Annotated in this window: 13 protein-coding genes; 9 read left to right on the top strand and 4 right to left on the bottom strand. The window is 69.3% G+C overall.

Annotated features, from left to right (window positions below; translation table 11 throughout):
• Positions 1 to 152: 152 nt before the first annotated feature.
• From KIH31_RS02670 to KIH31_RS02690, 5 genes are all read left to right on the top strand, one after another.
• Positions 153 to 356 (top strand): cold-shock protein, encoded by a 204-nt coding sequence (locus KIH31_RS02670; RefSeq protein ID WP_214425492.1) that lies wholly within the window; start codon positions 153 to 155, stop codon positions 354 to 356.
• Positions 357 to 456: 100 nt separating this feature from the next.
• Positions 457 to 1,851 (top strand): phenylacetate--CoA ligase family protein, encoded by a 1,395-nt coding sequence (locus tag KIH31_RS02675; protein ID WP_214425493.1) that lies wholly within the window; start codon positions 457 to 459, stop codon positions 1,849 to 1,851.
• A 102-nt stretch (positions 1,852 to 1,953) separates the two neighbouring features.
• On the top strand, positions 1,954 to 2,928 hold the full coding sequence (locus KIH31_RS02680; RefSeq protein WP_214425494.1) for an aldo/keto reductase: 975 nt from the start codon (positions 1,954 to 1,956) through the stop codon (positions 2,926 to 2,928).
• 78 nt (positions 2,929 to 3,006) lie between these two features.
• Complete coding sequence (locus tag KIH31_RS02685) at positions 3,007 to 3,456, top strand: pilus assembly protein CpaE (protein ID WP_214425495.1); 450 nt, start codon at positions 3,007 to 3,009, stop codon at positions 3,454 to 3,456.
• 119 nt (positions 3,457 to 3,575) lie between these two features.
• A complete protein-coding gene (locus KIH31_RS02690) occupies positions 3,576 to 5,519 on the top strand; it encodes an acyl-CoA dehydrogenase family protein (RefSeq protein WP_214425496.1) in 1,944 nt (647 codons plus the stop codon).
• A gap of 52 nt (positions 5,520 to 5,571) precedes the next feature.
• On the opposite strand, the gene KIH31_RS02695 is transcribed toward KIH31_RS02690, so the two are convergent.
• The gene (locus KIH31_RS02695; RefSeq protein ID WP_214425497.1) at positions 5,572 to 6,267 is read right to left on the bottom strand and encodes a gamma-glutamyl-gamma-aminobutyrate hydrolase family protein; all 696 of its coding nucleotides are present in this window, start codon (positions 6,265 to 6,267) and stop codon (positions 5,572 to 5,574) included.
• A gap of 164 nt (positions 6,268 to 6,431) precedes the next feature.
• On the opposite strand from KIH31_RS02695, the gene KIH31_RS02700 reads away from it, so the two are divergent.
• A complete protein-coding gene (locus tag KIH31_RS02700) occupies positions 6,432 to 7,868 on the top strand; it encodes a DUF5129 domain-containing protein (protein WP_214425498.1) in 1,437 nt (478 codons plus the stop codon).
• Here the strand turns inward: KIH31_RS02700 and KIH31_RS02705 are convergent.
• A complete protein-coding gene (locus KIH31_RS02705) occupies positions 7,865 to 8,530 on the bottom strand; it encodes a metalloregulator ArsR/SmtB family transcription factor (RefSeq protein ID WP_214425499.1) in 666 nt (221 codons plus the stop codon). The two genes, KIH31_RS02700 and KIH31_RS02705, sit on opposite strands and share 4 nt — an antisense overlap.
• A 92-nt stretch (positions 8,531 to 8,622) precedes the next feature.
• Between KIH31_RS02705 and KIH31_RS02710 the strand changes: the two genes are divergently transcribed.
• Together KIH31_RS02710 and KIH31_RS02715 are read left to right on the top strand one after the other, a co-directional pair.
• Positions 8,623 to 9,054, top strand: coding sequence for a hypothetical protein (locus KIH31_RS02710; protein WP_214425500.1), 432 nt, complete (start codon positions 8,623 to 8,625; stop codon positions 9,052 to 9,054).
• Positions 9,055 to 9,145: 91 nt separating this feature from the next.
• Positions 9,146 to 9,694, top strand: a complete 549-nt coding sequence (locus tag KIH31_RS02715; RefSeq protein ID WP_214425501.1) for an Hsp20/alpha crystallin family protein — start codon at positions 9,146 to 9,148, stop codon at positions 9,692 to 9,694.
• A 74-nt stretch (positions 9,695 to 9,768) separates the two neighbouring features.
• Here KIH31_RS02715 and KIH31_RS02720 read toward each other — a convergent pair whose 3' ends face one another.
• Entirely contained in the window at positions 9,769 to 10,545 is a 777-nt protein-coding gene (locus KIH31_RS02720; RefSeq protein ID WP_214425502.1) for an MBL fold metallo-hydrolase, read from the bottom strand.
• Positions 10,546 to 10,675: 130 nt separating this feature from the next.
• On the opposite strand from KIH31_RS02720, the gene KIH31_RS02725 reads away from it, so the two are divergent.
• On the top strand, positions 10,676 to 11,461 hold the full coding sequence (locus tag KIH31_RS02725) for a sigma-70 family RNA polymerase sigma factor (RefSeq protein ID WP_214425503.1): 786 nt from the start codon (positions 10,676 to 10,678) through the stop codon (positions 11,459 to 11,461).
• A gap of 6 nt (positions 11,462 to 11,467) precedes the next feature.
• Here KIH31_RS02725 and KIH31_RS02730 read toward each other — a convergent pair whose 3' ends face one another.
• Complete coding sequence (locus KIH31_RS02730) at positions 11,468 to 12,427, bottom strand: glycosyltransferase family 9 protein (RefSeq protein WP_214425666.1); 960 nt, start codon at positions 12,425 to 12,427, stop codon at positions 11,468 to 11,470.
• Positions 12,428 to 12,469 lie beyond the last annotated feature (42 nt).

Here is a 12,469-nt window from a genome sequence, read left to right on the forward strand (position 1 = left end):
AGACTGAACGCAGTTGTAGTGTTGCGCATTTAGTAATTCGGACGGCTGGACCCAACCGGGTCGGGCCGTTGTTTTCTGTAAAGCGGGAAATGAACGCCGCGACTGAGACCCCCGAAAGTCGGGGAGCGCCTCACCCAGAAGGATGAATAAAAATGGCAACAGGTACTGTCAAGTGGTTCAACGCGGAAAAGGGCTTCGGCTTCATTGAGCCGTCCGACGGCTCGGCCGACGTTTTCGCTCACTACTCCGCGATCAACTCCAGCGGCTACCGCTCCCTCGAAGAGAACCAGACGGTCAACTTCGAGACCGAGCAGGGCCCCAAGGGTCTGCAGGCCGTGAACATCACGATTGCATGATCTAAAGTCCACGTGACTTTGGCAGGGCGGGAAGCAATTCCCGCCCTGTTTGCGTTTAACGGGCCTTCCCGAGGCGACCGCCAAGGTCCAGAATGAGCGCATGCGTGCATCCGGCCGCCTGAGCGCCCTCGGCGTCGCGTGGGACGCCCGTCGGACAGCGCGCGGCGGCGTCCCGGCAATCGAGGCCCGCCGCGCGGAGCGGCTGGCCGCCCTGGTGCAGCACGCCCGGACGCATTCGCGCTTCTACGCCCAGCGCTACGCGGGTTTGGATCACGACGCGGCGCTGGAATCCTTGCCGGCTGTCACCAAACCCGAGCTGATGGCGCATTTCGACGACTGGGTAACGGATCCGCAGGTCACCCGAGAGTCACTGCTGCGCTTCACGGCCCGGGCGGACACCATCGGGGAACTGTTCCTGGGCCGCTACGTGGTGTTCACTACCTCCGGATCCACCGGTGAACCCGCGCTGCTGGTGCAGGACAAGCGTGCGCTCGCCGTCATGAACGGTCTGGCCTACGGCCGGCCGCCCCATCTGAGCCGGCGGGCCGCAGGCCGAATGCTGACGCACGGAATCCGGGCAGCACTGGTTTTCGCGACCGGCGGCCATTTCCTCACGACGGTCATGTTCGCGCGGAGGGTGCGTGCGGCGCCGTTCCGCCGCCGCTACCTCCGGTTCTTCTCGGTGCTGGAGCCGCTGCCGCAACTGGTAGAGGAGCTGAACTCCTACCGGCCGGCACTGCTGGCCTCCTACACCAGCGGCCTTGAGGTGCTGGCCAACGAGCAGGCTGCGGGACGGCTGCGCATCGCTCCCGTCCTGGTCGCCAGCGGCGGCGAACAGCTGCTGCCCGCCGTCCGCCGGCGGATCGAGGAGGCGTTCGGCTGCGCCATGATGGATCTGTACAGCGCCTCCGAGGCGACTCCCCTGGCGCTGCCCTGCCGCTACGGCGAGCAGCACCTGAATACGGACTGGTTCATCCTCGAGCCGGTTGACGCAAACGGCAACCCGGTTCCCGCCGGGGTCCAGTCCCACTCGGCGCTGCTCACCAACCTGGCCAATTTCGTCCAGCCTGTCATCCGCTACGAGCTCGGCGACGCGATACGCATCGATGCCGAACCGTGCCGGTGCGGCAGCCCGCTGCCTACTGTGCAGGTGGAGGGACGCACCGACGAGATCCTCCGGCTCGAATCTCCGTCGGGGACAGTGGCTCTGCTGCCAATGGCCCTGAGCACGGTGGTGGTGGGAACCACCGGCGTGCACCGGTTCCAGGTGCTGCAGACGGCGCCGGCCGCTCTGGCCGTGCGCATCGAGGTGCTGCCGGGCCAGGACCAAAGCGGTGTCGAGGCGCAGGTCCTTGACCGCCTTCGCCGGTACCTGGGCGCGCAGGGCCTTCCGGACGTCGCCCTCGCCGTCGACCCTGAACCAGTGCAGGTGCAACCGACCGGCGGGAAGCTGCGCCATGTGCTCCGGGCGGCGGGCACCCCCGGATCAGCCTAGGACTGGCAGGACCACCCTTCCGGCGGGGAACGGGCCACACTGTGGCATAGGTTGGAAGCAGCGCACGCTTCCGATCCGCACGCTACCTTCCGGAGGACAACCATGGACTACATCAAGCTGGGCAACACCGGCCTGGACATTTCTCCGCTGGCCTTGGGCTGCATGACCTACGGCGAGCCGCAGCGCGGTCCGCACCCGTGGACGCTCCCCGAGGAGCAGAGCCGGCCGCTGATCCGGCAGGCCGTCGAGGCCGGAATCAACTTCTTCGACACCGCGAACGTCTACTCGAACGGCTCCAGCGAGGAAATCGTCGGCCGTGCCCTGGCCGAGTACACCCGCCGTGATGAAACGGTGATCGCCACCAAGGTGCACGGCGTCATGCGCCCCGGCCCGAACGGCAAGGGGCTCTCCCGCAAGGCCATCTTCACAGAGATCGATGCGAGCCTGAAGCGGCTGGGCACCGACTACGTCGACCTCTACCAGATCCACCGCTGGGACCCGTCCACCCCGATCGAGGAGACGCTCGAAGCCCTGCACGACGTGGTGAAGGCGGGCAAGGCGCGCTACATCGGCGCCTCGTCGATGTACGCCTGGCAGTTCAGCAAAGCCCTGTACCTGCAGCAGCTCAACGGCTGGACCCGCTTCGTGACGATGCAGGACCACTACAACCTCATTTACCGCGAGGAAGAGCGCGAGATGTATCCGCTCTGCGAGGACCAGAAGATCGGCGTCCTGCCGTGGAGCCCGCTGGCGCGCGGCAAGCTCACCCGAGACTGGGACGAGAAGACCAACCGCTCGGAAACCGACGAGTTCGGCAAGACCCTGTACACCACCGAGGACAGCGACAAGGCGGTGGCCGAAGCGGTGCGCGTCATCGCCGAGCGGCGCGGCGTGCCCCGCGCGCAGGTCGCCCTCGCCTGGGTCTCGGCGAACAGCGTGGTCAGCGCCCCGATCGTCGGCGCGAGCAAGGCCGGACACCTCGAGGACGCCGTGGCCTCCCTGCAACTGACCCTGTCGGCAGATGAGAAGGCCGAGCTCGAGGCGGCCTACGTGCCGCATCCGGTCGCCGGGTTCTAGGGGTCTTCGGACACCGTCCTGCGGCCCCGCCCGTGCCGGCCCATGGCTTTCCGGGGGCGGCACGGGCGACAATGGGGAATGATCTCCACCGAGCTTGCCCGTGCCCTTTACCGCTCCGGTCTGCGCTGGACTCCGGCCGCCGGGGACAACTTCTGCATCGAACGCCTCATCGACAGCGACGACGTCATGGACTCCAACGAAGTCTTCACCGTCAGCGATATGACCATTGAGGCCCATGCCTACCCGACAGGAACAGTGCTCGGCATGAACGGCACCACCGAGTGGGCCTTGGACTCGGTGGCTTTGGAGGATTCGCTCTGGCTCCCGCGCGAGGACCAGCTCCGGGACCTGCTCGGGGGCACCTTCCGGTCGCTTCGCCGCGAAACCGGCGACGACGGCGAGCCCGTGTACCGCGTGGAGCTGCGGATCCAGGGCACCGCACAGGTCTTCGAGGACGCGGACCCGGCGGAGGCGTACGGCCATGCGCTCTTCGCACTCATGGCGGCGGCCGGCACCTCCGGACGCTGACCAGCCCCGCTCCGCCAGCACTGCTGAAAACACCGTCGACCGAACGGCTACCACGGAGTAACATTCGAGCCATAGTCGACGGGTCCGCACCCTCGCGAGCCCCGGCGGAAGGGGTTCCCATGAGCGCCGATCTGAGCAACCAGCCAGCCCCCGCGGATGTCTCCGAGCGGGAGGCTCGTGCCGTGGCCGAAGCAGCCCGGGAAAAGGAATGGAACCGGCCCAGCTTCGCCAAGGGCCTCTACCTGGGCCGGCTCGACCTGGGCCTGATCCACCCACACCCGCTTCCGGCACCGGAGGACGTGGCGAAGGGCGAGGCCTTCCTGGAGCAGCTGGCTTCCTATTGCAGAACCCTGGACGGGGCGCGCATCGAGCGCGAGGCCCTCATCCCGGACGAGTATCTGGCCGGGTTCGCCGAGCTGGGGGTCTTCGGAATGAAGATCCCGCAGGAGTACGGCGGGCTCGGCCTGTCTCTGGCCTATTACGGCCGGGCCCTGATGCTGCTGGGGTCGGTCCATCCGAGCATCGGCGCCCTGGTCTCGGCCCACCAGTCGATCGGCGTGCCGGAGCCGGTGAAGGTCTTCGGCACACCGGAGCAGAAACTGCGCTTCCTGCCGCGCTGCGCCGCCGGTGCCGTCACCGCCTTCCTGCTCACCGAGCCCGACGTCGGCTCCGACCCGGCCCGCATGGGTGCCTGTGCGACCCCCGTCGAGGACGGGGACGCGTACCTGCTTGACGGGGTGAAGCTGTGGACCACCAACGGGGTGATCGCCGAGATCATGGTGGTCATGGCCCGGGTCCCCGCGCACGACGGGCGCACGGGAGGGATTTCCGCGTTCGTCGTGGAGGCCGACTCCCCCGGCATCACCGTCGAGAACCGCAACGCGTTCATGGGCCTGCACGGCATCGAGAACGGGCTCACGCGTTTCGACCGGGTCCGGGTCCCCGCGCAGAACCGGCTCGGCAACGAGGGCCAAGGCCTGAAGATCGCTCTGACGACGCTGAACACCGGGCGGTTGTCGATCCCGGCGCTCTGCGCGGCTGGCAGCAAGTGGGCGCTGAAGATCGCCCGCGAATGGTCGGCCGAGCGGGTGCAGTGGGGCCGGCCGATCGGCCGGCACGAGGCGGTATCCCGGAAGCTGGCTTTCATGGCCGCGACCACGTTCGCCCTCGAGTCGGTGTTCGAGCTCTCCGCAGCCCTCGCGGACGCCGGGCTGCGCGACATCCGGATTGAAGCCGCCTTGGCCAAGCTCTTCTCCAGCGAAATGGCGTACCAAGTGGCCGACGAACTGGTGCAGATCCGCGGTGGCCGCGGCTTCGAGACGGCGGATTCGCTGGCCGCGCGGGGCGAACGGGCCGTTCCCGCCGAGCAGCTGCTACGGGACATGCGCATCAACCGCATTTTCGAGGGTTCGACCGAGATCATGCACCTGCTGATTGCCCGCGAAGCGGTGGACGCGCACCTCGCCGCGGCGGGCGACCTCGCCTCCGCGGATGCCGATCTTGCCGCCAAGGCACGCTCCGCTGCGAAGGCCAGCGGTTTCTATGCGCGCTGGCTCCCGCACCTGGTCTCCGGCAAGGGGGATCTGCCCGGATCCTTCGCGGAGTTCGGCGAACTGGCGCATCACCTGCGCTTCGTTGAACGCTCGTCCCGGAAGCTGGCCCGGCAGACCTTCTACGCCATGGGCCGCTGGCAGGCAGGGCTTGAACACCGCCAGGTGTTCCTGGGCCGGATTGTGGACATCGGGGCGGAATTGTTCGCCATGTCGGCCGTCTGCACCCGGGCCCAGCTCCTGCGCCAGCAGGAACCGGCGGAGGCGGAATCAGCCGCCGCCCTCGCCGCGGCCTTCTGCGCCCAGTCCCGACTGCGCATCGAGGCACTCTTCCACGAGCTGTGGAACAACAACGACGAGGCCGACCGGGCGCTGGCGTCCAAAATCCTCGACGGCAGCTTCGAATGGCTCGAGGCGGGGATCATCGACGTTTCGGAAGGCACCGGGCCGTGGATCGCCGACACGGCCGCCCGGGCCGCGCCCGCGGAAAACCGGCACCGCACGTACCGCTAGGACTCCCGACAGGCTCGGAGGCCGCTAGGAGTCCCGGCAGGCTCGGAGGCCGCTAGGAGTCCCGACAGGCTCGGAGGAACGCAGCGAGGAGGGCCTGCAGCTGGCCCGGGGGCGCGGCTACATCTTCGGGGTGGAACTGCACGCCCAGCAGCCAGGCGGTTTCATGCTCCACCGCCTCGATGACGCCGTCGTCCGCCGTCGCGACGACCCGCAGCCCGCGGCCCAGCCGGCGGACGGCCTGATGGTGGCCCGAAGCCACGGGGACGCGGGTGGCGCCGAGGGCGGCGGCAAGCCGGGAGCCGGGAACGATGTCGACGTCGTGCACGGCCATCGGTGCCGCGTCGACGTGGATGCGGTGAAAGGAATCCTTCCCCAGGTCCTCGATGAGGCTTCCCCCGAAGGCGACGTTGGCCAGCTGCAGCCCACGGCAGATGGCCAGCACGGGGGTCCCCGCGGCCGCGGCGTCCTCGATCAGGCGGATTTCGAACTCGTCGGCCGGCCGGTGGACCCCGTCCAGGGCCGGTTCGTCCGTATCCCCGGCATACAGCGCAGGGTCCACGTCACCGCCGCCGAGCAGGAGCACGCCGTCGAACGCCGCCGGATCAGCCGGCCCGGTCTGGGCCGAGGCATCGAGGACCTCGCTCTCGGCTCCGGCGTCGGCCAGGCCGCGCAGGGCCCCGGCTGCCAGTTCCCGCAGCTCGGCTTCGAAGGCGGGAGTGTGGCAGGGGGCTGCCCGAGAGTCGCTCACCAGGATACGCAAGGGAATCGGGTTCTCCTTTGATAACTGCTGATAATTGCGCGGTCTGCTTTAGATGCTAACCGGCCCGGCGTGCCCCGACGGCAGGTACGTACCGCGCCGGACGGATGCGGGAGTAATCTCGGTGCACTGACCCACGCCGCCGAGGGGGAACTATGCAGAAAGCACTCGGCATCTTGTTGCTGCTTGCCCTGGGGCTGCTCGGCGCCGCCCCGGCCGCATCGGCACTCACGCCGGCCGCCGTCGTGGTCGAGGACGGCGCCGGAGTGCTGGATACGAACACGCTGCTGCCTGCGGTCAGGTCGGTGGACTTCTACCAGCCCACCACGGTCGCAATCTTCACCTACCGGGGCAGCGCCGGCGACAACCTCAACGAGGAGGTGCTGCGGTTCGCCCGGGCCAAGCACCCGGAGTGGATCAGCCCGGACGGGCAGAAGTGGGCCGACGGCCTGTTCATCTTCGCCCTGGATCCGGTGGGCCGGCACGTGGGCACCTACTTCGGCGAGGACCGAAAGGTACCCCTTGACCAGCAGCAGAAGATCCAGGACGCCACGAAACAGCTTTTCCGCGAGGCCCAGTGGACCGAGGGCACGATAGCGGGCATCCGCGCCGGGGCGGAGCTGATCAACCAGCCCTGGTACCGCTCCGCCGCGTTCATCGCGACCGTCGTGATCGGCGCCAGCTGCCTCGTGGCCGGCGCCGCGGCGTGGCTGCTCGTCCGGCTCCGGACACGCACGGCCAGCCGTGCGGCCTTGGCCCGCGGGGACCGCGGCTACGCAAACGTCAGCATGGACCTGGATGTGACCGAGCTTAACGCGCGCACCATACCTGCAGCGTCCAGCTACGGCTCGATGGTCCTGGAGAAGTACCGCACCTTCCTCAGCCGGTACAACGCCGCTACCGCGCTCTCCGCCCAGGTCCACGCCCTCACCGGGCGCGAACTGAGCCGGCGGAGGAACCTGAAGCTCACCCGCCAGTACGCGGACTCGACCGCCGAGCTGGATTCGCTCGACGATGTCATTGCGGACAGCAACGCGCTGCTCAACCTGGCCAGCGGCTGGCCGGAAGCCTGGGACAGGCAGGTCGCCCCGCTGCGCAGGGAGTTGGACGGGCTTGAGCAGTTCTTGGCCGACGGCGACGCGCAGGGCGGCTCGGCAACGGCTGCCGCCCTGCGCTCGTTCCGCGACGGCACGTACAGCCGGTGTGAGCAGTGGGCGGCGGAACTTCAGTCCGGGTCCCTCACCCCGGAGGCGGCCCTGGACCGGCTCCGGGATGCCCGCGAGGAGTTCTCGACGTTGCTCCGACGCCACAGCGAGACGGTGACCGCGGCCTATGCCCGGAACGACCGGGAAGCGGAGCTGCTGCGCAAGGGCATGGCCGGCGCTGCGGCACCCAGCGACCGCAAGACCGGAAGGAGCTTCGAACCGAGCATCATCGGCACCGTCTATCCGGCGAACACTTTCTTCTCCGTGCATGCCTTCACCGCCGGGTGGACCGCCGGGCAGCACAGCGTCGCCCGCGCCCGGGGCACCACGGGTTACGGCAGCAGCGGCGGCAGCTTCTCCGGAGCCGGCAGCTCCTCGGGCTTCTAGGAGCGGCGGATCACCACACAGCACCGGCCCGGCGCCGGGTCCAGGTCCGCACGCAGTTGCGGATCACTTTCGACGGCAGCGCCCAGCAGGTCGCGGTTGAGTCCGCAGACGACGTCGGTGTGCGCCCGGGCGAGCCGGTGGAACGGGCAGTTGCGCAGCACGATGTTCCCGCTGCCGTCGGATTCCGGCTCGTAGCCGTAGTCGCGCAGCACGGCGTGCAGCTCCCCCGCCGCCGCCATCCGCCGCCCTGCTGAGGCTGCCTCCCGGCCAAGGCAGGCCGCTACGGGAGAGCCCGTCGCCAGGCTTTCCTCGACCGCCGCAGCAAGGACCTCGGCTGCGACGTCGTAGCGGCGCTCCGGCACGCTGACCGAGAATTCTCCGGCAGCCGCTGAGTACAGCTTGGTCGGGCGTCCCGATCCAGGGCCGGTGCGGCCGGTGAGCCGCTGGTAGGAGACAGCCAGCAGGCCTTCCGCGGCAAGGCGGTCCAGCTGGAACGCAGCCGTGGCGCGCACCAGCCCGAGGGCCTCGGCGGTCCGGTCGCGGCTGACCGGCTCCCCCTCGGCGAGGACGAAATCGTAGACGGCACGCCGCGACGGGTCGGCCAACGCCGCGACTGCCGCCAGCGCACCGGACCGGTCCTGGGGGCGGATTTCTGCGCTCATGCCTCCAGCGTACTCTAAAACGAAAAACTATTGATGGAAGAACTCTTCCGGTTCTAAAATGGCGCTCACCTACTTTTAGAAAGGCACCCGCCATGGTTACCCACCAGCACCGTTCAGCATCCCCGACCCTCCCGCAGGTCTCCTCACGCCAGGCCTTTTTCCTGCTCCGCACTGTCTTCACCCTCGCCCCCGCTCTCTTCGGCCTCGACAAGTTCACCAACCTGCTCACGCACTGGACCATGTACCTTGCCCCCGTCGCCACCCAGGTGGTTCCCGTCCCGGCCCAGCAATTCATGTACGGGGTCGGGGTGGTGGAGATCGCGGCCGGCCTGCTGGTCGCGTGGCGGCCGCGCATCGGCTCACTTGTGGTCGCCCTGTGGCTGGCCGGCATCATCGCGAACCTGCTGCTCCTGCCCGGTTTCTACGACGTCGCACTGCGCGACTTCGGCCTCCTCATCGGCGCGCTGGCGCTCAATCGGCTCTCTCCCGGCGGACGGGACCTAAGGCCTCTTGCGCACGCGTAACGAGGGTGGTATCAAGGAAGTTGAGCGGGGAACGCTCAACTTGGATGGCACCGCACCCTAAGGGGCGGCCGACGTGAAGGAAGTGACGACAATGGCCATGAATTTCGATCCGTTCCGTGAACTGGACCGCGTCGCCTCTGCGCTGCTGGAGAACCGGCAGGGCCCGCGACAGATGCCGATGGACCTGTACCGCGAAGGCGACAGGTACATTCTCAACGCCGAACTGCCCGGCATCGATCCGGGTTCCGTGGACATCGACGTCGACGGGGATCTCCTGACCATCCGCGCCGAGCGAAACGTGCGCGGCAGCGAGGGCGTGCGCTGGCTCGTGCGCGAGCGGCAGAACGCCCAGTTCCTGCGGCAGCTCAACCTGGGCCGGGACATCGATATCGAAGGCATCACCGCGCACTACGACAACGGGGTGCTGAATGTGGTGATCCCGGTCAGCGAACGGGCCAAGCCGCGCCGGATCGCCGTCAGCGAGGGCTCGACACAGTCCTCGGTGGAGGCAGGGTCCGCGGAACAGCAGGCGGCCGGCACCCAGGCCGTCACCGGCGGCCACACAGCCGCCCGTGGCCAGACCGTCACCGGCGGCGAGGCCTCCGTGGACGAGCAGACCGGCAGCCAGAACGCAGACTGAGCCGGCCGTGGACCAGGCGCCAGGGCTTCGCCGCAGGGCGGGCCCTGGTGCCGCGCCTTGGCCCGGGCCGGAGCTTAGAGTCCCCGCAGGTACTCCAGCTGCGCCCTGACGGACTTCTCCGCCGCGCCCCGCAGCGCCGGCTCAATGCCGCGGTAGACCACCGAGGAAACCTCTTCGACGCTGGCCTCCGCTCCGATCTCGGCCAAGGCGCCCCGGATCTCCTCCAGGCGGTGGTGGCGGTGTTCCCGGTACCGCTGGCAGGCCTCGGCAAGGTCAGGCAGCACAGGCCCGTGCGCGGGCAGGACCGTGGCCGGACCCAACCGGCTGAGCCGCTCCAGCGAGGCCAGGTACTCCCGCAGGGTCCCGTCCGGATGGTCCAGGACCGTCGTGCCCCGGCCGAGGATGGTGTCCCCGGTCAGGACCGATCCGGCCGGCCCGTCCTCCGGGAGCCGGAAACAGACCGAGTCCGAGGTGTGGCCCGGGGTCGCCAGCACCTGGATCTGCAGCCCTGCGGCCTCAATGAGCTCGCCGTCGACGACGGGAGACCCGCCGAGACAATGATCGGGGCTGAAGGCGCGCACGGGCGCGCCGGTGAGCCGGTGCAGTTCGGCGCTTCCGGCGGTATGGTCCGCGTGCCGGTGCGTGATGAGGATCAGCTCAACGGCTTCGGCTGCGAGGGCGCGCAGGTGCCCGCCGTCCAGCGGCCCGGGGTCGACGACGACGACGCGGTCCAGCCCCCCGAGCAGGTACGAGTTCGTGCCCTCGAGGCTCATCACACCCGGGTTGGGGGCCAGCAGGGAGCGGGTCAGCGGGCTGGTCCGGACGATGCGGGCAGCGGCGGTCGGTTCCATGGGCACATCCTATGGCGGGGCGCAGGGCGGGCTGCCACCCGGGCGGCCCCCATTGCTTCTCTCGAGCACTTCTGCTTCTCTGGGAGAAGTGCTCGAGTCAAGGGCCGGAAGTTATCCGCAAGGACCTCCGATGAACCGTCAACCCCGTGTCCCCCCAGCCGCCCGCCATGGCGGCCGCACCAACCGGCGGCCCTTGGGGCATGCCCCCGGCCCCCGCCCGACGGGCATCAGACCAGCGCAGCAGCAGCTCGTCGTCGAGCATCTCAGCCTCGCGGATTCGGTCGCCTGGCGCTACCGCGGGAGCGGCCGCGACTGGGCCGACCTGCGGCAGGTGGCCCGGCTGGGACTGGTCAAAGCAGTCTCCGGTTTCGACGCGGCGAAAGGTGACAGCTTCGCCGCCTACGCCCTGCCGACCGTCTCGGGTGAGGTGAAACGGTACCTGCGGGACCACGGCTGGATGATCCGGCCGCCGCGGCCCCTCCAGGAGCTGCGCGCCCGGGTCAATGTGGCGAAGGCGGAGCTGGCGCACACGATGGGGCGCGAGCCGTCCGTTGCGCAGCTGGCAGACGAGCTGGAGGTGGACCGCAAGGACGTGGAGGAAGCCCTCCAGTGCGAGGGAGCACTGCGCCCTTCCTCCTTCGAGGCGCGGACCTCCGAGTCGGACCTGCGGAGCCTCTCCGACACCCTCGGGGCACATGATCCCAACTTGGACCGGGCGGAGCAGCGGGCGAGTCTCGCGTCCGCGCTGCGGGAACTCACAGCCTGGGAACGGCGCCTGTTGTTCCTGCGCTATTTCGAAGAGCGCAAGCAGCAGGACATCGCCGATGAGCTGGACATCAGCCAGATGCAGGTGTCACGGGTCCTGGCGAAGCTCCTTCAGCGGCTGCGCGCGCAGCTTGAGGAACCCGCCGGCTAGTCCGTCTCAGAAGACCCCAAGGGAGCCCAGGGCGTCGAGGACGTCGGCCGGCTGCACAGCGAGCAGGGCCGGATCCGGCTCTGCCGAAAAGGTTTCGCCCCGGCGCTGGGCGGCGTCGGTGAGCACCACGTGCGGTCCGGGCGGAGGCCCCCACTCCTCCGGCGGAGCGGGGCCAAACAACACGACGGACGGTACGGCGTAGGCAGAGGCGAGGTGTGCGGCCCCGGTGTCGGCGGAGACGACGAGCCGGGCGTGCGCGATGACCGCGGCAAACTCCTGCAGGCCCAGTCTTCCGGCCAGGATGCTTTCCGCAGGCAGCCGCGCGGCCTGCGCCACCGCCTCGGCCCGGGGCCGTTCGGACTCGCTGCCGGTGAGCACCACGTGATGCCCGGCAGCCGTCAGCGCGGCGGCCACCTCAGCGAATCGGCCCACCGGCCATTGGCGGCTGCCGTAGAAGGCCCCGACGTGAACGACCGCAGCTCCGGGTGCCGCGCTGGGAACCTCCGGGGTCCGCAACGCGAAGTCAGCCGGATCGGCGTCGATGCCGTGCCCCTGCAGCAGCCGGGCCCAGCGCACGCGCTCGTGGATGCCGTCCTGCCAGACGGGACCGTCCCACCCCGCTGCGCGGTGGCCGATCCGCCGCCGGGGCCGGAGTGCTTCCAGGGCGCCCCTGCTCTCGGGCCCGTTGCCGTGCAGGTTCACCGCCACGTCCGCACTGCCCGGCGCCAGCGCCAGCGGACCATCGAGCCCGGGCGTGGGCAGCAGCTCGTCGACGCCTCCCACGAGTTCCACGATCGGTGCGAGCCACACCGGCGCGGCGAAGACAAGATCATGATCGGGGAAGGCACGCCGCAGACCGCGCAGCGCCGGAACCGCGACGAGCAAATCGCCAAGCTTCAGCGCGCGCAGGGCGACGACGACGGGCCGGCTGTAGCCCGCGGCGGCCGCCCCAAGGCGCCCGGACATACCTGGCTGCACCACTTCAGCCTGCCTTTCCTGCCGCGCGGG

It is taken from the genome of Paenarthrobacter sp. DKR-5 (assembly GCF_018531425.1).
In the GTDB taxonomy this organism is placed as follows: domain Bacteria; phylum Actinomycetota; class Actinomycetes; order Actinomycetales; family Micrococcaceae; genus DKR-5.

What these genes read in the sequence shown, in the direction of transcription:
- KIH31_RS02685 (WP_214425495.1), top strand. Translation starts at nt 3,007, where the DNA reads ATGATCTCCACCGAGCTTGCCCGTGCCCTTTACCGCTCCGGTCTGCGC.
- KIH31_RS02720 (WP_214425502.1), bottom strand. Translation starts at nt 10,545, where the DNA reads ATGGAACCGACCGCCGCTGCCCGCATCGTCCGGACCAGCCCGCTGACC.
- KIH31_RS02680 (WP_214425494.1), top strand. Translation starts at nt 1,954, where the DNA reads ATGGACTACATCAAGCTGGGCAACACCGGCCTGGACATTTCTCCGCTG.
- KIH31_RS02715 (WP_214425501.1), top strand. Translation starts at nt 9,146, where the DNA reads ATGGCCATGAATTTCGATCCGTTCCGTGAACTGGACCGCGTCGCCTCT.
- KIH31_RS02705 (WP_214425499.1), bottom strand. Translation starts at nt 8,530, where the DNA reads ATGAGCGCAGAAATCCGCCCCCAGGACCGGTCCGGTGCGCTGGCGGCA.
- KIH31_RS02700 (WP_214425498.1), top strand. Translation starts at nt 6,432, where the DNA reads ATGCAGAAAGCACTCGGCATCTTGTTGCTGCTTGCCCTGGGGCTGCTC.
- KIH31_RS02725 (WP_214425503.1), top strand. Translation starts at nt 10,676, where the DNA reads ATGAACCGTCAACCCCGTGTCCCCCCAGCCGCCCGCCATGGCGGCCGC.
- KIH31_RS02710 (WP_214425500.1), top strand. Translation starts at nt 8,623, where the DNA reads ATGGTTACCCACCAGCACCGTTCAGCATCCCCGACCCTCCCGCAGGTC.
- KIH31_RS02675 (WP_214425493.1), top strand. Translation starts at nt 457, where the DNA reads ATGCGTGCATCCGGCCGCCTGAGCGCCCTCGGCGTCGCGTGGGACGCC.
- KIH31_RS02730 (WP_214425666.1), bottom strand. Translation starts at nt 12,427, where the DNA reads ATGTCCGGGCGCCTTGGGGCGGCCGCCGCGGGCTACAGCCGGCCCGTC.
- KIH31_RS02670 (WP_214425492.1), top strand. Translation starts at nt 153, where the DNA reads ATGGCAACAGGTACTGTCAAGTGGTTCAACGCGGAAAAGGGCTTCGGC.
- KIH31_RS02690 (WP_214425496.1), top strand. Translation starts at nt 3,576, where the DNA reads ATGAGCGCCGATCTGAGCAACCAGCCAGCCCCCGCGGATGTCTCCGAG.